General features: G+C 59.1%; 24 protein-coding genes. 15 read left to right on the top strand and 9 right to left on the bottom strand.

Annotated elements, in window-relative coordinates; translation table 11 throughout:
- The coding region (locus ABIZ35_RS09065; protein WP_348219569.1) for a hypothetical protein at positions 1-704 on the bottom strand (704 nt) is incomplete at its 3' end.
- 98 nt (positions 705-802) lie between these two features.
- On the opposite strand from ABIZ35_RS09065, the gene ABIZ35_RS09060 reads away from it, so the two are divergent.
- The gene (locus ABIZ35_RS09060; RefSeq protein ID WP_348219568.1) at positions 803-1,795 is read left to right on the top strand and encodes a LacI family DNA-binding transcriptional regulator; all 993 of its coding nucleotides are present in this window, start codon (positions 803-805) and stop codon (positions 1,793-1,795) included.
- 173 nt (positions 1,796-1,968) lie between these two features.
- Here ABIZ35_RS09060 and ABIZ35_RS09055 read toward each other — a convergent pair whose 3' ends face one another.
- The 3 genes from ABIZ35_RS09055 to ABIZ35_RS09045 are packed head-to-tail and all read right to left on the bottom strand — an operon-like array spanning position 1,969 to position 4,995.
- Positions 1,969-3,195, bottom strand: a complete 1,227-nt coding sequence (locus ABIZ35_RS09055; RefSeq protein WP_348219567.1) for a Gfo/Idh/MocA family oxidoreductase — start codon at positions 3,193-3,195, stop codon at positions 1,969-1,971.
- Positions 3,196-3,225: 30 nt separating this feature from the next.
- Positions 3,226-4,098, bottom strand: coding sequence for a sugar phosphate isomerase/epimerase family protein (locus tag ABIZ35_RS09050; RefSeq protein WP_348219566.1), 873 nt, complete (start codon positions 4,096-4,098; stop codon positions 3,226-3,228).
- A 33-nt stretch (positions 4,099-4,131) separates the two neighbouring features.
- Entirely contained in the window at positions 4,132-4,995 is an 864-nt protein-coding gene (locus tag ABIZ35_RS09045; RefSeq protein ID WP_348219565.1) for a prepilin-type N-terminal cleavage/methylation domain-containing protein, read from the bottom strand.
- 366 nt (positions 4,996-5,361) lie between these two features.
- On the opposite strand from ABIZ35_RS09045, the gene ABIZ35_RS09040 reads away from it, so the two are divergent.
- A complete protein-coding gene (locus ABIZ35_RS09040) occupies positions 5,362-6,162 on the top strand; it encodes a hypothetical protein (protein ID WP_348219564.1) in 801 nt (266 codons plus the stop codon).
- Positions 6,163-6,174: 12 nt separating this feature from the next.
- Here ABIZ35_RS09040 and ABIZ35_RS09035 read toward each other — a convergent pair whose 3' ends face one another.
- A complete protein-coding gene (locus ABIZ35_RS09035) occupies positions 6,175-7,203 on the bottom strand; it encodes a low specificity L-threonine aldolase (protein WP_348219563.1) in 1,029 nt (342 codons plus the stop codon).
- A gap of 97 nt (positions 7,204-7,300) precedes the next feature.
- Here ABIZ35_RS09035 and ABIZ35_RS09030 point away from each other — a divergent pair, with 97 nt between their 5' ends.
- The 3 genes from ABIZ35_RS09030 (at position 7,301) to ABIZ35_RS09020 (ending at position 10,232) form a co-directional block, all read left to right on the top strand.
- A complete protein-coding gene (locus tag ABIZ35_RS09030) occupies positions 7,301-9,013 on the top strand; it encodes a family 16 glycosylhydrolase (RefSeq protein WP_348219562.1) in 1,713 nt (570 codons plus the stop codon).
- Positions 9,014-9,517: 504 nt separating this feature from the next.
- On the top strand, positions 9,518-9,940 hold the full coding sequence (locus ABIZ35_RS09025; protein ID WP_348219561.1) for a hypothetical protein: 423 nt from the start codon (positions 9,518-9,520) through the stop codon (positions 9,938-9,940).
- Between the two features lie 46 nt (positions 9,941-9,986).
- Positions 9,987-10,232: a hypothetical protein gene (locus tag ABIZ35_RS09020; protein ID WP_348219560.1), complete on the top strand. Its 246-nt coding sequence runs from the start codon at positions 9,987-9,989 to the stop codon at positions 10,230-10,232.
- Positions 10,233-10,321: 89 nt separating this feature from the next.
- On the opposite strand, the gene ABIZ35_RS09015 is transcribed toward ABIZ35_RS09020, so the two are convergent.
- The 3 genes from ABIZ35_RS09015 to ABIZ35_RS09005 all read right to left on the bottom strand — a co-directional run bounded on the left by ABIZ35_RS09015 (position 10,322) and on the right by ABIZ35_RS09005 (position 15,018).
- Positions 10,322-12,088, bottom strand: coding sequence for a phosphatidylinositol-specific phospholipase C domain-containing protein (locus tag ABIZ35_RS09015; RefSeq protein WP_348219559.1), 1,767 nt, complete (start codon positions 12,086-12,088; stop codon positions 10,322-10,324).
- 257 nt (positions 12,089-12,345) lie between these two features.
- Positions 12,346-14,484 carry a glycosyl hydrolase gene (locus ABIZ35_RS09010; RefSeq protein ID WP_348219558.1) on the bottom strand — a complete coding sequence of 713 codons (2,139 nt, stop codon included), beginning with the start codon at positions 14,482-14,484 and terminating at the stop codon, positions 12,346-12,348.
- Between the two features lie 180 nt (positions 14,485-14,664).
- Complete coding sequence (locus tag ABIZ35_RS09005) at positions 14,665-15,018, bottom strand: hypothetical protein (RefSeq protein ID WP_348219557.1); 354 nt, start codon at positions 15,016-15,018, stop codon at positions 14,665-14,667.
- Positions 15,019-15,249: 231 nt separating this feature from the next.
- Here ABIZ35_RS09005 and ABIZ35_RS09000 point away from each other — a divergent pair, with 231 nt between their 5' ends.
- Genes ABIZ35_RS09000 through ABIZ35_RS08980 form a run of 5 tightly spaced genes read left to right on the top strand, consistent with a single transcriptional unit; the run spans position 15,250 to position 19,933 of the window.
- The gene (locus tag ABIZ35_RS09000; RefSeq protein ID WP_348219556.1) at positions 15,250-16,374 is read left to right on the top strand and encodes a GntR family transcriptional regulator; all 1,125 of its coding nucleotides are present in this window, start codon (positions 15,250-15,252) and stop codon (positions 16,372-16,374) included.
- A gap of 14 nt (positions 16,375-16,388) precedes the next feature.
- Positions 16,389-17,144: a DUF1559 domain-containing protein gene (locus ABIZ35_RS08995; protein WP_348219555.1), complete on the top strand. Its 756-nt coding sequence runs from the start codon at positions 16,389-16,391 to the stop codon at positions 17,142-17,144.
- Positions 17,145-17,153: 9 nt separating this feature from the next.
- On the top strand, positions 17,154-18,284 hold the full coding sequence (locus ABIZ35_RS08990) for a metallophosphoesterase (RefSeq protein WP_348219554.1): 1,131 nt from the start codon (positions 17,154-17,156) through the stop codon (positions 18,282-18,284).
- Between the two features lie 11 nt (positions 18,285-18,295).
- Entirely contained in the window at positions 18,296-19,051 is a 756-nt protein-coding gene (locus ABIZ35_RS08985) for a DUF1559 domain-containing protein (RefSeq protein WP_348219553.1), read from the top strand.
- 12 nt (positions 19,052-19,063) lie between these two features.
- A complete protein-coding gene (locus tag ABIZ35_RS08980; protein ID WP_348219552.1) occupies positions 19,064-19,933 on the top strand; it encodes a metallophosphoesterase in 870 nt (289 codons plus the stop codon).
- 24 nt (positions 19,934-19,957) lie between these two features.
- On the opposite strand, the gene ABIZ35_RS08975 is transcribed toward ABIZ35_RS08980, so the two are convergent.
- Positions 19,958-20,182, bottom strand: coding sequence for a helix-turn-helix transcriptional regulator (locus tag ABIZ35_RS08975; RefSeq protein ID WP_348219551.1), 225 nt, complete (start codon positions 20,180-20,182; stop codon positions 19,958-19,960).
- A gap of 219 nt (positions 20,183-20,401) precedes the next feature.
- On the opposite strand from ABIZ35_RS08975, the gene ABIZ35_RS08970 reads away from it, so the two are divergent.
- The 5 genes from ABIZ35_RS08970 to ABIZ35_RS08950 all read left to right on the top strand — a co-directional run bounded on the left by ABIZ35_RS08970 (position 20,402) and on the right by ABIZ35_RS08950 (position 23,938).
- Positions 20,402-20,800 carry an SLOG family protein gene (locus ABIZ35_RS08970; protein ID WP_348219550.1) on the top strand — a complete coding sequence of 133 codons (399 nt, stop codon included), beginning with the start codon at positions 20,402-20,404 and terminating at the stop codon, positions 20,798-20,800.
- Between the two features lie 110 nt (positions 20,801-20,910).
- Positions 20,911-21,237, top strand: coding sequence for a hypothetical protein (locus ABIZ35_RS08965; protein ID WP_348219549.1), 327 nt, complete (start codon positions 20,911-20,913; stop codon positions 21,235-21,237).
- Positions 21,238-21,261: 24 nt separating this feature from the next.
- Positions 21,262-21,804, top strand: a complete 543-nt coding sequence (locus ABIZ35_RS08960) for a GNAT family N-acetyltransferase (RefSeq protein WP_348219548.1) — start codon at positions 21,262-21,264, stop codon at positions 21,802-21,804.
- A 96-nt stretch (positions 21,805-21,900) separates the two neighbouring features.
- Positions 21,901-23,202, top strand: coding sequence for a GAF domain-containing SpoIIE family protein phosphatase (locus tag ABIZ35_RS08955; RefSeq protein ID WP_348219547.1), 1,302 nt, complete (start codon positions 21,901-21,903; stop codon positions 23,200-23,202).
- A 97-nt stretch (positions 23,203-23,299) separates the two neighbouring features.
- Positions 23,300-23,938, top strand: coding sequence for a PadR family transcriptional regulator (locus ABIZ35_RS08950; protein WP_348219546.1), 639 nt, complete (start codon positions 23,300-23,302; stop codon positions 23,936-23,938).
- The last annotated feature ends 1 nt before the right edge of the window (position 23,939 follow it).

The raw sequence follows: 23,939 nt of genomic DNA, 5'->3' as shown, positions 1-23,939 counted from the left end.
AATCCGTCCAGGCGCATTCCTAATGTCGTTTTGCCGGCCGTAAGAGGCCGAAGCGAGCTGCCGGCGGCCACATCCCGCACGAACCAGCCACTTTTGGCGCCCGGTGGCAGCGTCGGCGGAGCGAGATCCTGCCCGTCGAACAGATTGTTCGAGGTCACTTCATGGGCGCTGAAATCGTCGAACCAGGCCGTGCCCGTATGGTTGCGAAAGAGGGCGTAGATGTTGAGAGATTTGACGGGCTTGCTCGGGAAGAGCATTAGCTGCTGGCGTTTCCAGTCGTGCGTTCCCGTTTCGAAGGGCGCAGTCTGGCCCCAGAGGGAGCTGCCGTCCTTGTAATTCACATCGACATAGACCGAGTAATCGTTGTCCGTGACGCCGTCCACATCGAGAGCCTTGCTCCAGCCGGAGATCAGGATCGGAAGCGTGCGGGTTTGATTGACATTCCAAGCCACGAATGCGCCGCCCGTCTGCCCGCCGCCGAGGTTCTGGCGGCGCAGACTGTGCGCGCCGCTGTGATGGGCCTGCGTGTCGATTTCGTATCCTTCGCCGTAGGAGGTCCAGCCGCTGATTTTCGCGGGGACCTGTACGTCCGGCTGCTCGAAGCCGCCGTTGGGAAACGGCGCCGGCGCGCTCCAGGCGGCGGTCGATCCGAGCAGCAGAGACACGGTGAGAAGCATCGGGAAATTACATGGTCGATTTGTCATTCTTAAGTTCCCGTCTGTTATTTTGCAGCGTTTGACATGCCTTTGGGGATTGGGTACAATCCTCAAGCCGCCACGCTGTTTCCGATCCCATAACACTGATGAATATCGTTGAATTCGCGAAAACTTTGAATCTGAGCATCGGGACCGTCTCACGCGCTTTGAACGACCGCGCCGAAGTCAGTCCCAAGACCCGTCAACTTGTTCTTGAGAAGGCCGAGGAGCTTGGGTTCGTCCGCAACGCCAACGCCCGCCGTTTGGTGACCGGCCGCAACTACATGATCCGTTTGGAGTGCCCTTACAGCACGCACATTCTTTCGGACCGGTATCTTGTGGAGCTGGCGCGCGGGGTCGAGGAAGTCGCCGGCGCCCATGGCTACGATCTTCTGCTGCACCTGGGAACGCGCCGCTCGAATGCGGTGGAAGTTCAGGATGTCGACGGACTGGTCATCGTGGCCGGCCCGGAAACCAACGCCGACGATCTTCGCACCCTCACCCACGCCGGCCAAATTCCAGCGGTCGTGATCTCCGGCGCCGCTCCGCTGGAATTTCCCAAAGCATCCTTTGTTTGTCTGGATACGCTGCCCGGCGTCCGCGAAGCGCTTGCGCGCTTGGCGGAACTGGGACATACTCGTGTCGGCTACATCGGCAGCGGCCTTTCCGACGATCGGGTTCGCGACGGTTTCCCACGCTTGATGGCCGAGGTCGGTCTGACTTACGATCCTGCGCTGTCGATTGAAGCTGGCGTTTCCGCCGATGAAGGCCGCAAAGCCGCCCTCGCGCTGCTCAGCTCCCCCGAGCCTCCCACGGCGCTATTCGCCCGCACCGACATTCTCGCCACCGGGGCTGTCCAGGCTGTCTCTCAGATCGAAAAAAGCGTTCCCAGTGATGTCTCCGTCATCGGCCACGATAACATCGAGGCCGCGGCGCTGGTCAATCCGCCGCTCACCACCGTCGATATCAACATCCCCGATGTCGCCGCCCTCGCCGTCCGCGCTCTTCTGGCGATGGTTATCGACAAAGCCGAACCGACGGTTCAGACACTCGGCGCCCACTTGATCGTTCGTAAGTCCTGCGGACCGGTTCGTTCATGATCAAATAGTGCTTCCCATTCTGGGGAGCCTGAGAAGATGCCCCTCCGCCCCACAGGATATAGGAAGGCCCCTCCGCCCCAATTCTGGGGGACCCGATTTCGGACCATGGCATTTTCCGGTCCCCCAGAATTGGGCGGAGGGGCCTTCCTATATCCTGTGGGGGCAGAACCCCTCTACACCACCCGCGCAAATTCCAGTTCCCGCTCCGTCTCCACTTCCAAAGCCCGTTCCGGGTAGGCCGCCGGCCACTGAACGTCTTGGAACCGATGCGTCGCCGCCGATTCCTTGGCCTTCAGACACATCAGCGCGCTGGTGAGACCTTTCTCAAGCGGCGATACGGATTCTTCGGTTCCCCGGATCACTCCGACAAAGTTAGCCGCCAGCATCGCGTCTCCGCCGCCGTGCGCTTCTTCCGTTCCAAACTCGTGCGTCTCCACCTGATCGCTATGGTGCAGGTAGACCTTGAGGCGCTCCGGATACCAATCGAACTCGATGGTGCCGTGGTAACCGATCAGGGTCGCGCCGCGTCGCGCGGCTTTGTTGCGGGCGTAGAAGTTCTGGCTGTAGGCCACATGCATTCCAGACTCGTACTCGATCAGGGCGCTGCCCGAGTCCTCGTTGCCGGTGTCCACGGCGAAGGCGCACATCTCCTTGGCAGGCTGGTTCAATGGGATCGGCGCCAGTCGCGACGGGTGATACGGGCTTTCAAAGCAGACTTTTTTCTCGGCGCAGTCCATACAGCGCAGTCCCGCCGGATGCTCGCCCCGGAAGATGCGCTTCGAGGTCATCGCGCTGATGACGCGGGGGCGCATATCGCCCAGCAGGTAATTGATGTAATCGAAATCGTGAGTCGCCTTTTGCAGGAACAGGCCCTGCGTCTCGGCTTCGTCCCGGTACCATGTCTGGAAGTAGACATTGCCGTAAGGGACGTTATTCCAGGACTGCACGTGCTCGACGGCGCCGATCTTGCCCGAATCGATGATCTGGCGGGCGAGGCGGACGAGACGCGACAGGCGCAGCGGGAAGGAGACGACCACGCGGGAGGACCGGGCTGCGCGCAGGATCATCAGATCGGACAGCGATGTTCCGACCGGCTTCTCCAGCAGCAGCGCGATATCACGCGCCATCACCTTGACCGCCATCTGCGCATGCAGGCTGCACCGGGTTCCGATGATCACCCCGTCGAGCGCCTCCGTGTCCAGCATCTCATCGGCGTCTTGATAGAAGCGCGGCAGATCCATCGCCGGGTCGGCGGCAAGCAATTCTTTGCGAAGGGCGTCGCACTGCGGATCGGCGATCGCCGTGAGGCGCGCTTCCGGGTCCTGGGCCTGAATCATCCGCACCATATGGCGGGCGCGCTCGCCGAATCCGATCACTCCCAGCCGTATTTGGGAAGACATAATTACGTTCCGATCTATAATTTCTTGAGTTTATTTGCGGGGCGCGGCCGCGCGCCCGAGAATGGCGTCCATCGCGTTGGACGTGTTGGCGATGCGCACCTCAGGATAGTGGCGGTACGCTGGGATCATTTCGGCGGCGAGCGGCCCTGAGTAACCGATGTCGCCAATCGCCTGCATGACGGCGGGCCAGTTCACATCGCCCTCCAGCAGATCCACAAAGCCTTCCACTGTTCCCACCGCGCGCCGGAAATCCTTGAAATGGATCCCGGCGACGCGCGGGCCGAGGATACGCAGCCACTGCTCAGGATAGCCGAAGAGCAGAACGTTCGCGACATCGACATAAGCGCCGATCGCCGGGCTTTCGAACTGATCGATAAACCGCGCCATCTCCAAGGGGCTGAGCAGGAATTTGTTCCAGACGTTTTCGATCCCCAGCCGTACGCCGCACTTTTCGGCAAGCGGCAGAACTCGCTTCAGTCCCTCGGTCGCGCGGTCCCACAAGATTCCGTAATCGATTACGGAATCAGAAGGCAGAAAGAAAATGTCCACCGCGCCAGGGATTGTGAGCAGCGTTCGCGCTCCCAGCCACGACGTGATCTGGATCATCTTCTCCAGCGCGCTGACGGCGCGCTCGCGGTCTTCCAGCGAATCGCTGCCGAGAGCGTAGCTCCAGTAAAGCCCGGATGCGACGCTCGCGACTTGAATTCCCACTTTTTCGGCGTGCGCCAGGATCGCCCGGCATCGCGCTTCGTCGGTCTCCAGTCCCAGCGCGCCCGTCTCGCCGATACACAGCTCGACGGCGTCGAAACCATGACGGTGTGCGATCTCCAGGCATTCCTCGACGGCGAGAACGCCGTCGAGGCCTCCGGGCAGCGACCAGTAGTTGAGTGACTTGAGCAGCATGAACGATCCCTCTTCAGGCCCTAATGGGCGGTATTACAGGCTAAACGTCGCCGCGATGCTGCCGTCGCCGCATCCCGTGCCGGCGGCATACAGAACGCCAGGACCGCCGCTCACCGCCGCCGTCGTGTTGCAGTCTGTTTCCGTGGGGTTGGTGTAACCAGCAGACACGGCGCTGCCGCGCATCCACTTGGCGTGGCCGTCGGCGAGCAGGTAGTTCGAGCCGTCTGTGTGACGTCCTAGCGTAGCGGCGTAGCGCGAATAGTCGACGGAAGTGACGCCATGCATGTACCCGGTCGCCATCTTGAGATGCGCAGGGGTGTCGAAGGCTCCGGCCCCCGAAACGACCATAGCATTACCGCCACCGCTGATTCCGAAGCCTGCGGGCGAAGATCCGCCAAAACCGCTGGTGTCCTGCGTTTCGGTGCTGACGTCCAGGGTGCTGCCGGCGTCATAATAGGTGCCCTGCACTTCGAATACCAGGACAGTCTTGGACGGGGAAATATACTGGGCGATGCTATAGCTATCCACGGTGGAGCCGTCAGGGTTTGAGTTGTTACTGTTATAAGCGTAGGAGCTGTATTCCTTGGTTCCGGTGCTGTCGCTAGGACAGAGGTAAACAGCCTTGCTCTTAACGTAAGGGTAGACCTGTCCGGCCCAGCCGTTGCCGCCGGGGTAGAACCAGTTGATTCCGCCAGGGTACTTTTCGTCATTGTCCTGGCTGTACTGCATGAAGGCAAGCCCCATCTGTTTCTCGTTGGATAAGCAGGCGGTCTGGCGGGCCTTCTCGCGGGCCTTGGCGAAGACGGGGAACAAGATGGCGGCGAGGATCGCGATGATTGCGATGACGACGAGCAGTTCAATAAGGGTAAAGCCTTTGCTTTGATTGCAGCGTTTCATTTTCGTTCTCCTGTAGGATCGAATAGATGGAATCAGACATTTCGAAACGGCCGTATCTTCCCACTGGCCAGCAGGAAGGCGCCGTCGAACAAAGAATGAGCGACGCTGCCACTCTTTCGTAAAGGTTTACGGTGTCTGTTCGATATTATATTATGGGTCTGGATTTTTGTCAAGGATTTTCTTCCAACCGTCGAATATTATTTTCAAAACCCCGTATTTCCACCTACTGGCAGGACCGAAAATCCCATTGAAGTTCTCCTGGGAGGCTTGGCTCTCAATGAATAAAACACTGAGACGATCGTAATCGTTTACGCAGCAGAATACTTCCGCAGCGATGGCTCGATATCGGATTCAGAGGAAACAAACATGAGTAAACAACTGATGAGCACTGCTTGTTTATGCCTTTCTTTCTGGGCGGCGACAGTCGCTCATGGGCAGCGACAGGCGGCGGCAGCGTCGAATCGCTCGAAGAACATCAATCCTTTGACGCCCAGGCAAAAATCGGTTTTGAATCGAATGGCTTCATCGGATAGCGCCGCTGCGGCCAATCTGGACAAAGGGAAATACGCCGCCGCTGAGGCGAGTGCGCGGCAGTCGCTTGCTCTCGGGATCGGGTCCGGCAAAGGGCAGGAACTGTTAGCCGAGGCGCTGAACGCGGAGGGCAAGTCCAAGGAAGCCCTGCAAGTTTATCGACAAATTGCCGCGCAAGGCGGTCAATTTCCACGCAATATGCTGCCTTACGCTTTGCTTCTGCTGAAAGCAGGACAGTGGCCCCAGGCTGTTTCCGCTTACAATACGGTGCTGCCATTTTTGAGCGATGGTGACCTGGTTCAGGCGAACCTCCATTTCTCATTGAATAAGCTCGATTCGCTAGGCTTGGAGACAGCGATACACATCGGCCTCGGACTTACCTATGTATCTTCCGACAGCTGGGGCGGTCACTCTCGGAAGGATCGGGCGATGTTGGAGTTCGATCAAGCCCTGCGCTTGCAGCCAGCATCCGCCCTGGCAAACTACTATTACGGATATGGCTGGAAGCAACTTGACCCAAAGGACACGAGGAAGCATCAGCAAGCCGCAAAGGCTAAGGCTGCGCTTCAAAAAGCGGCTTCTTCTGGGAATAGCAGCGTGAAAAAGGCTGTGAATAGACTGAACAGCCCCAATTGATTGCCAGAGCAGTCAGGAGGCTAATGCGCGGCGAATTGCCGCTACAAACTCAGAAATGTCGTCCTCAGTCGTGTCGAACGAGCAGACCCAGCGTACTTCGTTTCGGGACTCTTCCCAGGTGTAGAATGAGAACTCCGATTGGAGCGTCTGGATCGCCTTGGCCGGCAGCACGGCGAATACGGCGTTTGCCTGAACTTCCTGTGTGACCGTGACGCCCGGGATTTGGCGGGCCTGATCGCCCAGTATCTTCGCCATGGCGTTGGCGTGCTGAGCGCTGCGCAACCACAGATCGTCTTCCAGGATCGCCGTAAACTGCGTGGAGAGAAAGCGCATTTTGGAGGCGAGCTGCATCGCTTGCTTGCGCAGATAGGGCGTGGATTTGGCGAGTTCCTCATGGAACACCAGCAGCGCTTCTCCAAACATCAGCCCATTTTTCGTGCCGCCGAACGTGAGAACATCGACGCCGGCATCCACCGAAATCTCCCGTAGACTGGCGCCCAGGCTCGCCGCCGCATTGGCGAATCTTGCGCCGTCCATATAGAGATAGCAGCCGTGCGCGTGCGCGTAATCGGCGAGCGCCCGGATTTCAGGAACGGTATAAACGGTTCCTACCTCGGTCGCCTGCGTAATCGAGATCACTTTGGGCTGCACGTGGTGAACGTCGCCGAACCCATGCATGTGGCGTTCGACAAGCTCGGGCGTCAGCTTGCCGTCGGGCGTCGGAACTGTCAGCAATTTGCAGCCAGTGAATCGCTCCGGCGCCCCGCATTCGTCCACATGGATATGGGAGTTTTCCGAGCAGATCACCGCCTCATAAGAACGCAGCAGCGTTTGAAGGCCGATGACATTACCGCCCGTGCCGTTAAAAACGAAGAAGGGATGGCACGCCTCGCCGAAGTGCGCCTTGACCGCCGCTTCGGCTTCACGCGTATAGTCATCATCGCCGTAGCCCCGCGTATGCCCGCTGTTCGCCCGGGCCATCGCCGCCAAAATGGCGGGATGCACCCCCGCGTTATTATCGCTCGCAAATCCTCGCTTCATTCGTGTCCTCCGTAGGTGTTATACAGCATAAACAGGAATATAATGTTACAAGGAACCATGGGTGAATCGCGCCGATCGTGCGACAGGAGACCTCGTCATGTCCAAGTTCAAGTTCGCGTTCTCGCTGCTGCTCGGCGCGGCGTGTCTCAGCGTCGGAGGCGCGGCGCGCGCCGCTGTTCCCGGGCCGCTCAATCCCAAGCACCAATCGGTATTCGTTCAGGACTTCACCCAGATGAAGACGCTGGCCGTGGCGCCGCATTTGATCGGGAAGGGAACCTGGATCGCGCATACGCCTTCGTACTCGGACTGGTTTGCATTTGCCGATCCCGGCGATGATGGTCATCCGTTTAGCCTCAAAGGCGGCTATCTCACCATTCGCGTGCAAAAAGACGGGCATGATCCTAACAACTGGTTTGCGGGATACAGCGGCGGTCTGCTGTCGTCGATGGACGAAAAGGGCGCGGGGTTCGCGCAGAAGTACGGTTATTTTGAGGCGTCCATGCAGACGCCTGGCGGCCCGAATACGTGGCCGGGTTTCTGGCTGCTCGACGCGCCGACTCTCACGGATAAGACCTTGACCGAGGGGGCGGAGATCGACATCACCGAATCGTATGGAAATTTCGGGACGGGGGCAGGGCAGAAGCCGGCGGGCGATCCCGAGCAGAACGGTCTTGCGTGGCATCGCTGGGGGCATAACGGCGCGCCTGGGTCCGGTGATGGAATCTTTGTGAAGGGGCCGGGGATAACGACGGGCTTTCATACCTATGGCGTGGATGTGGAGCCGGATTTTATTACCTGGTACTTCGATCGCAAGCAAATCTGGCGAATTCCCACGTTTGCGTCGGCGCGGCGGCCGATGTTCGTCCTGGTCAATCTTGCGCTCGGCGGCGGGACGCATAACAATGCGGATGGGAGCGCTTACGATTGGGCGCTGACGCCGATCCCGTCGGACCTGAAGGTCAAGTACATCGCCGTCTGGTCCAGCCCCAACAGTCCCAATTATAAAGGCAAGCCCGCCGCCCCGACCCAGGCCGCCGCCGTCGCGGGCGATGCGAAGGTCGCGCTGACCTGGACCGGCGGCGGCCTGCGTTACAACATCTACCGAGGGACATCTCCTATGCGCCCAAGCGCCAAGCCGATCGCCGCCGGGGTGACCGAGGCGTCGTACCTGGACACCAAGGTCAAGAATGGGGCCACGTATTATTACCAGGTCGCCGCCGTCAATTCCTACGGAGAAAGCCCGCGCTCTCCGGAGGTCAGCGCCCAGCCGGGCGTCTCCAAGTCGGCATCGGCGGTATATGCCGGCGACGATTTGAAAACTCAGGGCGACTGGCGGAGCGTCTACGGCGCCGACGGTTACAATATCATTGGGGACACCGCGCATTATCCGTCCTATGCGTCCGTCAGCGCCTCCACGAGCAATATCTTTACCTGGGCGCCGTCGGGCGATAAACGGGCGCTGGAGAAGTCAGACTCGGCAAAAGAGCGGATCGTTTCGGAGCTGCACGCCGACAAAACAGTCATGCTGGATATCGATTTGACCGACGGTAAACCGCACAAAGTCGCGCTTTACTTCCTCGATTGGGACCGCAAAGGGGAGGTCAACGATATCCAGATCAAAGACGCCGTATTTGGGAATGTGCTGGATTCTCGCTCGTTCGCCTCATTCGCCGATGGCAAGTACGGTGTTTGGACACTGAAGGGCCACGTCCAAATCGTCGTGACGAACGCCGCGCCCGCCGCAGCAAATTCCCAGGCCACCCTGAGCGGCTTGTTCTTTGGCTCGGCCGCGAGCGCTCCGCCGCCATAGCGCAAGCCGATCCACAATTCATGCAGGTAAGAGATCGACATCGACTGCATCCATACTACGAAGAGGGTTTCATAAAATAAATAATAATCATGTGAAAAGTTTTGAAGGGAATATTGGGCGCCAGCATCGAAGCAAATGAAGACACAATTCCTTGGATAGCATTCGAGCAGTCCTTACCGGCGCTCGATGTTCATCCTTCATGAGGAGCTGTTTTCGAGCGTATCGTATTTCGACCAAGAAAGCGCCCGCTATGAAGACTTTTTCGTATCACTGCTTAATAACGGCTTTCGCCCGTGACTTTGCGGACAGTGACAACGCAAGCTTACAGGCGCGTTACGCCACTCTCAAATCCCCCGAAGGCGGTCGCCTGTGAATTGGCGGAGCGTCGCCAAGTTTTTTCTCCACCCCATAACATGACCCTCACAAACCGCCGCCGCGCTGTTTTGCGGCCGCGCGGCTGCAGCGGGAGGATCGGCGCAAGCATTCGTCTTCATGAAGACGCCAATGCAGCCCGCCATTGCGAAATCAGCGATGATTACGGATACCACTCCATTGAAACTGACATCCATCCTGCCTGTTGTCTGCCTTTGTCCAATGCTTCTCGCGGCGGGAGCAATTGTGCATAACTACACGTCGTCCAATGTCCGCGCCGCCAAAATTGAAAATGACTATCCGATTGTGAAGCAGCACGGCATCTACAGCAAGAAATTAAGTCAAAACTTTAAGTCACACTCTTATGTTGTGACACGCTTCGAATCGTTCGATTATTACACGCTGACGAAACATGCGTCGCTTGTCAATGATGGGAACGAGATGCACGAGTTGGAAGCCGCGCATCGCCGTCACGATATTTCCAGGCTGCATGCCCGCAGTCAATCCTCTGGCGCCGATAAGCAGGAATCTGGGTACATTCCATCTCAACCGTAATCGTGGCGCTGGCGGAGCGTGCTTCGGCCAGATCTGGGGAGGTCCGATGACAGACGAACAACAGACCGATCTTCAGGCGGAAAATGCGCGGATGGCGGTGACGCTGGAGCGTTACGCCGGAGCGCTGGAGGCGATTGGAGACACTCAATCCCTGGAGGAATGCCACGCTCTGGCGGCTGAGGCGCTGACCGAGACCGCCGCCCACTCTCACGTTATCCCCGATGACGCGCGCCCGCCGCATTCCGAATATGTCGCGAAGGCGCTGGATGCGCTGGAAGAGCTTGACGCATAGTCCGGGCATATATTTGGACAAACGACGGCCCCCAATGCATTCTGTGCATTGGGGGCCGTTTTTATTTGCGATCTGGGAGGGGCGCGGCCCTACGGGACGCGATCCAGCCGGAACTGCTGCTGAGCATTTCCGTTATCGGGATACTGCTGGAGCGGGATATTGTCGCCGGTTGCGCCGCCGGGGATATCCCAGCTCATGCCGTCGTGTACGAAGTAGAACTTATTCAGCCCGTTGGTCTTCGGGACGATACGCACTTTCTGATAGCCCGTGTTCGCCGAATCGTAATCGAGGATCTGGGTGTTCGCGGCGGCGGCGGTGGAGCCTCCGACGACGGAGAGCACTCGGGTGAGAGCCATAAAGCTGGTGACCTTCAGGTCCGCGCCGCCCACGCTTTCGAAGCGCCATTTGAACCAGGGGTTGGCTTCCCAGCTATACTGGATGACGGGAGCGCCGTTCGCGCCCGTGGCGCCCTGGACGCAGACATACTTGCCGGCTGCGGTCCGCGCATAGTAGTCGCCCCACGGCTGGAGACGCCACAACTGGTTCGCCGCGCCGGTGTCGGAGTTTTGCTGCACCTTGGCGTCATTGGTGGTCGCCGAGTTCAGCACTTCCAGGATCAGGCCGCTCTTGACGTTCTTGATCTTGAAGTAACCATTGCCGGCGTCGATCAGGTCGAACTGCTGAGCCGTGTTGTTGCCGGTGTAATCCCAGGCGTAGAGCTGGGCGCCGGCGGTTGTCAGATCCTGCTGAATACAGGCGACCTTTCCGGTCGCGTAGGAATGGATCTGGAAGTGGTTCCCGGCTTCCGTGGGCTCCAGCGACCAGCGCTGGTTCGGTCCGTTGACGTCGTAGCTCCACTGATTGATCCGCGCGCCGTTTCCGCTGTCGCCGCCGATCATATCCAGCGCCATGCCGCTATTTTTGTTGACGATCATAAACAAAGGCGTGCTGGACGCGGGGCCGTCGGTGGGGAAGCTGGTGTTGTAGATTTGCGCGCACTTGGCGGCGTCGGCGAAGTCCATCAAAATGGCGCCGTACTTGCCGCTCTTGTTCGTGTTGAAGTAGGTCACCAGGCGCGGGTTGATGTTGTTGGAGACGTTCGGAATGTTGGGAATCCCGAATACGCCGCTCTGCACGCCGCTCGCGAAATTGACGTACAGCGTGCTCGGGCCGCCGTAATGCGCCTCGGTGAGAAGCTGTGTGATCTGCGCCCACTTCGTGTTGTTATCCGAGACATTGTAGTTGTCCTGAACGCGCAGATAATTCCCGGTTTGGAACGAAGTATTGTCCGGCCAATTCGAAGCGTCGATGCCCTTCGGCAAGGAGCCGGCGCCGAAACGGCGGAACAGAACGATCTTACCGCGCGCCTGGGTCAGTGTCGGAATCCCCGAGCCGAGATACCACTTGGTTGGGTTTTTGGCGACATAGGAATCAAACGTCTGCTCGAACGAGCGTGTATTGCCGGAAGCCGTATACTCTTCCTTGACGCTCATGATCACGGTTTCACTGGGGTTGGCGGCTAAGAAAGCAAAAGTTGCATTCAAAACGTCGTCAAAATTAGCGTTTTCGTAGACCTGACCATGATGGATCGCGAAGGCGTCATTGAGGTGGCGGCATCGGATGTCCATGAACCGGACGCCCGCATTTAGCTGGTCTCCGAAACTGAGGGTTTGACACTTGGCGGTGCCCGAAACGGGTTCGCTCAGAGCGCCCGAGTCGTGCGTTCCTGGAATGGAGAACTGGGACAGCGGTAGATTGCCGTCGAGTCCGTTCATCCAGTTGTTGCCTGCAGCGCCGGCGCTGAGGGGCATGGCCGCGAGCAGCATGCTGAGAATTCCACGCGTAATGAGTTTCATGTCTCTCCGTTTTCTGTGTAACCACACGGCTATGTGGGCTGGTCTTAGCGCTCCTCGTGGGAGACGCTTCCGGATTAGGTCGAATGCTCGCGCTTCTGCAAGTCCCGTCCGCGCGAACAACACTACTATAATGCTAACGCGCCAAACTGTCAAGCATCTGTGCAAGATTTAACACAAGGGCGCTTATTGTTAAGAAGTTGTTAAGGAATTGTCTCAGAATGGAGTTGTTTTGAATGCGTATTGTACCAATTGCATGTCTAGGGATGGAGAGGTGAGATTGGTTTGCGAAACCCCTGATGTGTGTGGGAAGCCGCCAGATTGGCTCGGCGCATGGGCTCCAGCAGTGCCCACTTGGGATTGTCGGTAATATCCACTAAGCCGAATGCATAGTGCTCACCGTACACCGCGCCCGGGCCATGGCCGGGGCCGCGCCCCGACGCCGGCTCGTCGCGGTACTGGAACCACGCCGCGCCCACGCAGAAGGGATTGCGGGCGGCGGCTTCGGTATAGCGCGTGTAGAGGCGTCCCGAGTCCGTCTCGTTTTGCGCCCATGCCGCATCGTAATGTCCGAAACCGCGTTTGCCCTCGTACTGCGGGGGAAAGGAAAATTCCCCGCACAGTACGGGCTTTCCGCTTTCCCGAATTAGCCGGCTGAGACGCGCGTCGGCGAACTCAAAGCCATAGTTGTCATAGCCGATTAGGTCGCAGTGACGTGCGATCAGCCGCCAATCTTCCTCGTTTTCCCACCAGCCGGGCACGATCCAGAAGCCTGCATAGAGACGCTGCGGGTCCAGGGATTTCATGGTTCGCTGCACCAGGCCGTAATAACGGTCCGCATAGAATCGGCGCAGCGTCTCGACATCCGCATTGGGAACTTTGATGGTCGCGGAGCCATACTTGGCGTCGTCCCCAGATCCCTTTACGCCCCATGCCGCGGAGAGCTTCGTGGCGTCCCCGCCATATTGACTGGCAATGGCTTCATCGGTCAGCGCCCGCTTCGCTGGAACGTCTGAACCCATCGCCAGGATCCGCCGAATTTCCTCGCCGGTAATGATTTCATCGTATTCATTCCCAAGCGACCATGCGATGACTGTGGGGTCATGAAGATGCGGCGTGATTTGCGTCGCCAGCGAAGCGCGCAGCTTCTCCTGAATTGCGGCGTCGAATGGGTCCGGGTGGCCGGCGAGGGAGGGAACACCGCTTCGGCTAAGCACTGGGAGCGACGGGACTCCTGGAAGAAAGTCGCTCCACTTGCCGAGGCCGGAGAATCCCCATGCTTTCACGCGGCGCGTTGTGCGCTGTGGAAATACGCTGCGCCAGTCCGAACCATATTTGCGGACCAAATTGACAGTGGCGAAGCTGACGGATTCGGTCCCCGGATCTTTGCCCCAGGAGTCGCCTCCCCAGGCGGCGGCCGTTGCTCCATCGCGGGGCGGCAGCTTGGCGAATATTCCTTCTCTGCCCGTAATGGGTGTCCGCTCCCATTCCAATGCAGGCGCTGTGGAGACGCCGGTATAGAAACATGGGTTTCCCTCGGGAGTTAAGAGCCACCACACCCCCGCGTGCCGGACCGTGCGAAACACGCTGGATTTCGCGCCATGCCAGCCGGCCTTGCGCCAGCCGCCGTAAGCATCATAATCGCGCTGGGAAGCGGACCAGGCTTGAAGACGCCGGTCTTCTTCGGCGACGTCATGGCGCAGATCGGCGTCCCGCATAGTCTTCCCAGGCCAGGAAGCGCCGGCGACCTGTCCATATGGATCGATCAGCGGCGCGAGAAGCGCAAGATCGGGCGGTGGCTGGGAAAGATGAAATACAGCTTGAACGGTGAGAGAACGTCCAGACGCAAGAGTCCAGTTCTCTACGCGCTGGGGAGTTTGCGGCTCGAACAGCATCAACGTGGGGGAGAGGGCGGGAAAAGTGAGCGCCAGTGGCTTTCCAGATTGCGGCGTGACATGCAGATCCGTAAGTACGATCCAATAGTCGGCGGGGCCATGCGCCCAGCCTGGGATCGCGCCGGCAAGCACAGGTCCGGTGATGGGCGCCAGGCGTCCCGCGTCGTCTTCGGCGACGGTCTTGCCGTCCAGCATCAGACGCGCGCCCTGCGCATCGACTGCCGCCTGGACCGTATAATCGTGGTCGACTTGCCATCCTCCCGCCGGCGGCGCCAGGAAGTGTAAGGCTTTCCCATCGCCAACGCCCCAGATCAGCTTGAGGGTTTTCAAGGGGCAGGGAGTGTCTCCGGGCGACGAATTTTCCAGGCTCAAGGCGAAGCCGCGTTTGCCGCCAAAATCCAACTGGTCCACAATCTGAAATCGGTTCTCCGACGCATGTCCTGGGCCAGCGGCCAATGCGGTCAGGAGAATGGACAGAAGAACGCACGGCTTGGCAAATTTCATCTCTGCTCCCACAAGAATGGCTCCATTCTCGCAAATCCCAAATCCAATTCTAGTAAGAGTTGGATAGTTTGGAAGCGATTCCCTGCTTGTGCGTGGCGCAAAAAAAGGACTTTCCTTTGAAGGAAAGTCCACGCCGACACAAGAGCCTCCACGTATGGGGTGGCGGCTCTTTATGGCCTTTTAAAGGCGCTGCTTGTCCAGAACGGTCCGCAGGACGACGCGGGTTGCTCCCGTCGGCCAGTCACCGGGCAGGCTCTCGAAGGGCGGAAGGTCGTCCGACGCTTCCAGCTTCGGGATCATCACCATATCCTGGATGTAGACGCGTCCGTCTTCCATCGCCTCCTCGCGCTGTGGATACAGCACAAGCACATGCGTTTCGCGCAGGTGGTAATTGTCGTTCAGAAACATCTCGCGCTGGCGCCGCATCGACGCCATAAATTGCTGGGCGAGATCCTCCGCAGGGTTTGCCGCGCTGTCCAGCTCGCGCGGCTGATCAGGCGGCTGGCTCGTCAGGAATTCCAACTGTTCGTCCATAGCTGCGCTCCTCGTCCGATGCGGTGACCGCGTTCGACAGCGTTCTCCGCGTACACTTTTCAAAATCGACTTGTGTCACCCTTCTATTTTACCTGCTCGGCGGTGAACTTGTCCGCTCTTAATCAAAGCTTAATCTGTGCTTAACTTTGCCTTAATATGTCTAGGGTAACCTCTTTTCACTCCGAACGTTCCTCGTTCTTTATCTCTCACTTCGTCTAGGGTTATCACAGTATGCGTTCCAAATGGGAAGAAATTGCCCAATCGATCCAATATGAAATCGAATGCGGCGGACTGAACGCCGGAGATCGTCTCCCCACGGAAAAGGAGCTGGCGGCTCTGTGGAGCGTGGCCCGGATGACCGTCCATCGCGCCATGGACGATCTTCAGCGGCGCGGCCTGGTGGTCCGAAAGCGCCGCCTGGGAACCGTGGTTGCCGAGCCGGCGCCCGCAAAACGATCCGTGGTCGGAATGCTGTTCTTTCACACGAACGACTTTCCGCAAGCCGATTACATCCATGGAATACGCTCCGCTCTGCCTGACGCCGTTCATCTGCTCTTTTGCGATACCGGGAACGATGCGGCGCGGGAAGCCGATTATCTCGACCAGATGAGAAGCCTTGCGGACGCCATCATCTGCTATCCCACCTGCGCGCCGAGCAACACCGCCCAGATGAACCGGATCATCCGGTCCGGCTTCCCGCTGGTCTGTGTCGACCGTGTTCCCGAAGGCGTGTGCGGCGACGCCGTGGTGACGGACAACTACGGCTCCTCCCATCGCGCTCTGCGCACACTTCAACAGCAGGGACATCGGCATATTGCGTTGTTCTGTTACGATGAGATGGAAGTCTCCTCGGCGCGGGAACGCTACGAAGCCTACTGCCGGACGATGGCGGATTCGGGATATGAAGATGCGTCACCCTGGGTCCGCAAGCTCCCGCGCGGCGCGGGCTACGACCTGGCAAAGATGACAGGGATCGTCCACGACGCCCTGTTCACGCTGCTCCGGCAGCCGCAGCCGGCGACGGCCGTGTTCTGTGAGGACGACTATATCCTGGCGGCGGTGCTGGAGGCGTGTCATCGCCTTGGGCTTCACCCGCCGCACGACCTTTCCATTCTCAGTTTCAATGACTGCCCGGCGTTTATCCCACGACTGACTGATGGGGTGAACCGGCTGGCGCAGCAAACCCAGGTAATGGGACGGATCGCGGCCGAGCGCCTGCAAAGGCGCATGGCGGGCGAGACGTTTCCCAACGAAGTGCTGAGCGTTCCGGCGCTCTTTTATCCGGCCGTGGAAAAAAGCCGCCCGGCGGCGCCCCACGTTGTACTGTCACGCAGCGCAGAAATCGCGGCGTATTGATTAAGGAAAGACCAATGTTTAAAAAAGGTTTCACTCTCATTGAATTGCTCGTTGTCATAGCAATAATAGCGATTCTCGCAGCGATACTATTTCCCGTCTTCGCCCAGGCCCGTGAAAAGGCTCGCCAAATCTCCTGCGCCTCTAACGAGCGGCAGATCGGCATCGCCGTGCTGGCTTATACCCAGGATTACGATGAGACCTATCCCCTGGGGCGCGACACGTCCAGCGCCAATTATTGGTTCCAGATGGTGGAGCCTTACATCAAGGCCGGCGCGACGACCAACGACCGCAGCAAGGGCAAATCGATCTGGCTGTGCCCCGACTACTACGGCTCCTATCCCGACGGCAAAGGGGTCTCGACCGCCACCGGCACTCCCAACGATCAGCTGGACCGGCCGATGACCTCGTACGCCTGTAATATCAATGTGATGGCGACCGCCACTCCGTTTTCACCGACGCTTGCCGCCGTCGAATCTCCCGCCAATCTGATCACGATCGTCGAAAACCGTTACGCCACGCCGATCAGCAACGTCTCGGACAGCAGCTGCGTCGGCGGCAACGCGAACGCCAACAACAGCGGTTACTGCCAGGGACGCGCCCGCCACAACGGCGGCGGCAACTACGTGATGGCCGACGGACACGTCAAATACTTGAAAGCGCCGTCCAATTATCTCAATCCCAGCCCGACGATTGCCTCCGTCCACTACTGCGACGCGCGGGGCGCGGACGATATTGTTTGGGCGCAGCCTCTCAGCGGCTGCAAGCCTTAGGAGAAAGAAATGCAAAAGATCTCACGTCGAAACTTCTTAGCTGCGTCCGCGGGCGCGGCCCTTGGACTGGCCGGAATGCGCGCGGCCATCGCCGCCGCGCCGAAGCCGTCGAACGATTTCGACTTCGTCCTGCTGGGCGATCTGCACTATGACAAGCTCGCGCATCACGATATGGAGTGGCTGGCGCGCGAGCATCCGGGTGACGTTCATCAAGTTCAGAATTACAGTCAGATCACGCGGGATATCGTTCCCGGCCTCTTTCAGGAAGTGAAAGACGTTGTGACGTCCTCCAAGGTCCCGATGCCGTTTGTGGCGCACATCGGCGATCTGGTCGAGGGCTTGTGCGGAACGCCGGAACTGGCGCAAATGCAGTGCCGCGAGGCTCTGGCGCTGGTGAACGATGCAAAGTTCGGCATTCCGTTCCAGATGATCACGGGCAACCACGACATCACCGGCCCGGGCGCCGCCGATGCTTACGATTCCATTCTATGCCCGTCGCTGACGGGAAAAGTCTCCGATCCCAAGTCGGCGTCCTACTTCACCGAGCACCACGGAATGCAGTTTCTCTATTTCGACGCCTTCCGGCCAAGCAGTCTCGATTGGACGGAAAAGACACTTGCGGGCCGCACGGACAAGCCGCTGATCTTTCTGATCCACATGCCGGTCGTCCCCTATAACGCCCGCGCCAACTGGATCGCGTTCTCCCACGCCAATGAAGCCGACAAGCGCAAGCGCCTGCTGAACCTGCTTGGGCGCCACAAGGCCGTCGTGCTTACCGGCCACCTGCACAAATACAGCACCGTAGTTCGGCAGACCGACTCCGGCCCGTTCGTGCAGCTCGCCATTTGCAGCGTCATTCCCAGCGCCAGCGTCCAGCCGAAGGGCGTTCTCACCGGCATAGACCAATACACCGCTGACTTAGTGAACCTGGAGCCGAAATTCTCGGACAAGACGCTCGACGAGCGCCGCGCACTGCTCGAGTCCGAGAAACCCTTTATTCGCCACTTCGACTACGCCGACGCCACGGGATATTCCGTCGTCTCGGTGCGCGACGGCAATGTCTCCGTCTCTCTCTACAACGGCCTCGGACGCCGTCTCTGGAAGACGGTCGATCTGACCGGTCTTCTTTCCGCCGCTTGAGTAAAAGAACTATGCCAGCAATTCAAAACCACACAATCAAACGACGCGCCGCCGGTTTCACCCTGATCGAGCTCCTCGTCGTGATATCCATCATCGCGATTCTCGCCGCGATCTTGTTCCCCGTCTTCGCCAAAGCCCGCGAAAAAGCGCGGCAGATTTCGTGCATCTCGAACCTCAAACAGCTGGGGATCGCCGGGCAGATGTACATTCAGGACTACGACGAGACCATGTTCTGCTATACCGTCAAAGCTCCTACCTACGATAACACTACAAGCTATTGGACAGATGAACTTGGGCCGTATGTCAAGATGAGGACATTTTGGACTTGTCCCTCGTTTAATACTGCGGGAACGAAGGTCTCCAGCAACAGCACAAGCTATGGCGTGAATTTGAACCATGTCGTCACGAGCGTCACGGGAAGTCCTGCTCCTTACTCAATAGCGCAATTCACACGTCCCAGCGATCTACTTTGGATGGTCGACAGTGTCAACTCCCCGATGCTGATTGCGCAGGATTCCGCGTGCAAAAGCTTCCAGCAGGGTTATACCGCCGTGTATTGTCCTGACAAGTCCGCCGTTCCTCCGATTACCCATGGCGCGCAATGCGTCGAAGTGGAGGTGTCCCGCGCCGTGGACACACGCCACAACGGCGGCGCTAATATTCTTTTCGTGGACGGTCATGCGAAGTGGAAAACTGGCGACGCCATTCGAGCCAAAGAAACCGACGCCAATCATCCCATCGATCTGTGGGGACACTGGAGCTTATAGAAAGGCTTTGTGATGAAACGAAGAAACTTGTGGATTGCGGGCGTGTTCTGCGCGTTCGCGGCGTCATCCATCGCGGCCGCAACCCAGGCCGCTCCCGCTCAGCCGAATGTCGTGACGTTCGCCTTGCTGTCCGACACGCATGTCAACGAAGCGAAGTCGGGGGACGAAGCGAATTACACAGCGCGGTTTCAACGTGTGATCGCGGACGTGAATGCTGCTCACGTTTCCGCCGTTCTGGTCGCTGGTGATTTGACGCAAAGCGGCAAGTCGGAACAGATCACCGATTTCGCCACGTTAGTGAAGGGGTTTGAGGCGCCGGTGTGCGTTGTCGAGGGGAATCATGATGTCGGGCCGAAGCTCGGCGTCAAGGACGCGAAGCCCGGTTCCGGCGTGACCGCCGCGCGCGTGATGCAGTTCGAGACGGCATTTGGCCCGTCGTACTATGCGCGAACGGTGGCGGGGGTGAAGATCGTCGCGTTCAATACGCCGATCCTGGGCAGCGGTCTGCCCGTCGAAGCGGCCCAATGGGAATTTTTGGAGAAGGAGCTGGCGCCGTCCAAGACGCCGATCTTGATGCTGACCCACTATCCCCTCTACCAAGCCAAGGCTGACGAAGCCGGCGGGACGTACTGGAATGTGGAGCCCGCGCCGCGCGCCCGGCTGCTGGCGCTGATCGCGGGCAGCGGCGGCGTCCTCGCCGTGCTGTCGGGCCACCTGCACCATCCACTGGAGAACACGACGCCTGGCGGTGTGCTGCTTTACACGACGCCTCCCGTCTCGTTCGGATTGCCGAAGGGAAAGCAGGCGGAAGGATGGACGCTGGTGACAGTTACGCCCGAGACCGGAAAAGTCCAGACTGAGTTTCGCGCGATCCCGCATTAAGCGGGATCGACGGCGAACGCGTGGTTACCGATAATACAATGGCTGTATTGTTTCCTCAACGAGCAGTCCAAGTTTGCTGGCCTTGTGGAACGCTTGAACACGGTTAGTCACGTCCAGCTTTGTGTAAATGTTGGAGAGATGAAAGTCGACTGTACGCTTACTAAGGAACAGGATGTCCGCGACTTCACGGCTCTGTTTCCCCTGCATCACATGGGTCAGGATCTCTAATTCGCGTTTGGTTAATTTCATAATTTGCATCTTGCTTCGCCTATCATTGCTACAGCCGTTTTCGACTGTTGTTTCGGCGGAACATCCCCGCCGTTTCCCCCTTTTCATGAGCGTGGCACAGTAATTATTATGGTATTTAGCGCCAAATTCATTAGTTTATTCTCAAGAATGATATGCTCGCCTGCCTGTGTCATAATAGGAGAAAAGCGTTATTGAGGGTGAATGGGTGGAGAAACAGAGATGAACGTCGCGGTCGTCGGCTCACGTGATTTCGAGCCGATTGAGCTGGTGTGGGAGTTTTTGCGGGACTGGTCCGGCCCGATCACGCGCATTATTTCCGGCGGCGCGCGCGGCGTGGACACGGCGGCGGCGCGGTACGCCCGGGCGCATGAGATTCCGCTGACGGAGATCCGCGCCGACTGGAGCCTTGGGCGAAAGGCGGGGCCGATGCGCAACCGTGAAATCGTCGCTGCTTCCGATTTTGTCCTGGCGTTCTGGGATGGCGCCTCTCCGGGAACGCGTTCTACTTTGACCTTCGCCGTCCAGCAGGGCAAAACCGCATGGGTGATTCCGCGGGACGGGAGCGCCTACGAGTATGCGATTGCCCCGTCGCTGTTTCCCCAAAAGGCCCCCCAATGACCTCATCGTATCTCTCTCTGATGATGGTGGCAATAACTCCGCTTGGTTGCCGTGAAATTATTTGATTTTTCCAGGAACTAATTCTGTCCTGGGATCGTCAGAGCTTTACCATGAATGAACCAAATCCAGATGCGGAGCTTTGCGCGACACGGGAAGCCGTGGAAAAATGGCTGACACTGCACGGTGAGTTTTGGGATGGAGATCAAAGCCTCACCGCAAACAATCTGACCCTTTGGGCAATTTCGTTTCTGCGGCTGACGGCTGAGGATGCGCAGGTCGCCGAGGACCGACTGAAGCGGGACGGCGCGAAAGCGGCGTTCTCGCAGGTCCAGGATGTTGCGGAGCGAGCGGCGGCCCGGGCGCCGGAAATTGACTACGACCACCTGCTGGCGACCGCATTTCAGATGGAAGTGACGCGCATGCACGAAAAAGGCTAAGTCCGCGCCTCTGGAGCAGCGACGATGATCGCAGTCCGATCCGCACGATGGCCTGGGGATTTGGCTGCCGTCGCGGCCATGGATCGCTCATTTGTCACGGACCGACGCTACTGTGTTGTGCGGGGCGATCTGTCATTTCATCTCGCCCTGGAGACTGTGGATCCACCCCTCCATAAGCGCTATGATTTGGATCTGAGCGAGCGCCAATCGTGGGATTGCGCGCTGGTGGCCGAGCAGGGCGGCGGGCCTATCGGTTTCGCGGCGGCTCGATACGCTGAATGGAACCGTCGCGTCATCATCGACCATCTTTATGTCGCTCCGTACGCCCGAGGCGCCGGTGTCGGAAGGGTGCTTCTCAGCGCGCTCGATTCGTTTGCTCACTCTCGGGGCGCCCGCTGTCTTTGGCTGGAGACGCAGAACGTCAATTATCCCGCCATTCAATTTTATCGCCGCGCCGGATTTACGCTGTGCGGCTTTGACGACAGTCTCTACGATCCACCGCTGCTGGGCCCGGAAGAGACCGCGCTGTTCTTTTCCCGCGCCGTCCCCTGGCGCGGCGACGAGTGAATCCCCTATTGGCTTTGTTGCGGCCCCCATTGCATGGTATACTGATGGCGCGCCGCGTAAAGATTGCCATCGAAGTACGCCGCGTGAGGTGTGAACTTGCAGGCGCCAAAACCCCCCAATGAAGCCGAGCGGCTCGCCGCTCTCGCCCGATACGAAATTCTCGATGCATCTCCCGAAGAAGAATTTGAAGAGATTACCCGGCTGGCGGCGCGCATGTGCAATGCGCCGATCGCTCTGATCAGTCTGGTCGATCACGCCCGCCAATGGTTTCTCTCCGAGGTTGGCCTGGGCGTGACGGAAACGCCGCTCAGCATGTCCATGTGCGCGCACGCGATCTTGGAGCCGGATGTTTTGGTCATACCCGATACGCGCGCGGACTCACGATTCTCGGACAACCCCCTCGTGACCGGCGACCCGCACGTGCGTTTTTACGCCGGCGCGCTGCTGGAGACCGACGACGGCCATGCGCTCGGCACACTGTGCATTTTGGATTACAAGACGCGCGAGCTGACCGAGGAGCAAAAAGATATCCTGCGCATGCTTTCCAATCAAGTCATGAAGCAGCTCGAGCTGCGCCGTATGGTGCGACAGCAGGAGCAGGTGATTGCCCAGAAGGAAGAAGCGCGGGCGATGCTGGATACCGCCTACGCGCACGAGAAGCAGATCACCGAAACCCTCCAGCGCTCTCTGCTGATCGACATCGACGACCGCGTCTTCCCGGGGCTGGATGTCGCTGCTTTGTATGAAGCCGCCTGGAGCGAAGCAGATGTCGGCGGCGATTTTTATGACGTCTTCCAGCTGAGCCCGGATGAAGTCGCACTGGTCATGGGCGATGTCGCGGGCAAGGGCCTCGGCGCGGCGGCGCGGACGGCGGAGGTAAAGTACGCCCTGCGCGCATTCCTTCAGGAATACCCCGACCCGGCGCGCACGCTGACCCGGCTCAACAACTTCATCTGCCAGTTCCACGATTACGCGGTCGAGGACGATCCGCGCTTCGTCGCGCTTCTCCTGGGCGTGATCAATGTCCGCACAGGTGAGACGACGCTCGCCTTCGCGGGCGCGGAGCCGCCGACCCTGCTGCGCTGCGACGGAGCGATCGAGCTCGTTTATGGGATCGGCTATCCTCTGGGGATCATCGCGGGCGGCGAATATGAAATGACCACCATCCATCTCGGCCCCGGCGATACCCTGATGATGGCGACGGACGGCTTGACGGAATCGCGCCAAGGCGACAAGTTCCTCGGCCAAGACGGTCTGGCGAACCTGGCGACCCAGGCGCGGGACGCCGATACGCTCAAAGGCCTCGGACAAAAGATCGTCGATCAAGTCAAAGAGTTCGCTGGCGGCTCCATGCGTGACGACATGTGCCTGCTGCTAGCGCGCCGGTCAGACGCATAACCTGATGGAAATTGCCTGTCGGCTTGACTCTTGTGGCTTTGCGAGAGTACTATAAAGATATATCTTTATAGTACTCGATAGAAATGAAATAGATCCGATGAATATCTTCAATAGCTGCGATCACCGTGGGCGGCATGGGCGCTTCTTCCATCATGACGGGCCGCGCGGGGCGTTTGCCGATAAGCAGTCATTGCATGGCGGGCGGTGTGGGGCCGGCGGGCCGGGGCGGCGTGGGGAGCGGATGGAGCGGGGGGCGCTGCGATTTGTGCTGCTCGATGCGCTCAGCGATGGGCCGAAGCATGGCTATGAGATTATTAAAGCCCTGGAGGAGCGCACGCATGGGCAGTGGGTTCCCAGCGCGGGCGCGGTCTATCCGGCGCTGCAGTATCTCAACGATCTCGATCTGGTGCGGGACTTTCCCGAAGGCGACCGGCGCGTTTACGAGCTGACCGCCGAAGGCCGGACGGAGCTTGCGGCGCAGGCGGAGCGGGTGGAGGCGTTCTGGTCGCGGTTCGCCGCCGAGCCGCCGTCGCCGTCGAGCCAGCATGAGGTGGAGTTTCTTCAGGAAGAATTGGAAGATCTTTCCAAGACGATCTGGCGCGGCCTGCGCTCGGCGATCGGCGCCGGAGACCGGGACGCGATTCGCCAGGTGCGCGCGGTGGTAGAACGCTCACGCAATGAAGTGCGGGACTTAATCGCCGTCGGCGCCGCGACCTCCCAGACGGGAATGGAGTAAG

This window comes from Capsulimonas sp. (assembly GCF_039929585.1).
In the GTDB taxonomy this organism is placed as follows: domain Bacteria; phylum Armatimonadota; class Armatimonadia; order Armatimonadales; family Capsulimonadaceae; genus Capsulimonas.
The sequence above is the reverse complement of the archived record's forward strand: the minus strand, read 5'-3'. Positions and strand labels throughout refer to the sequence as shown.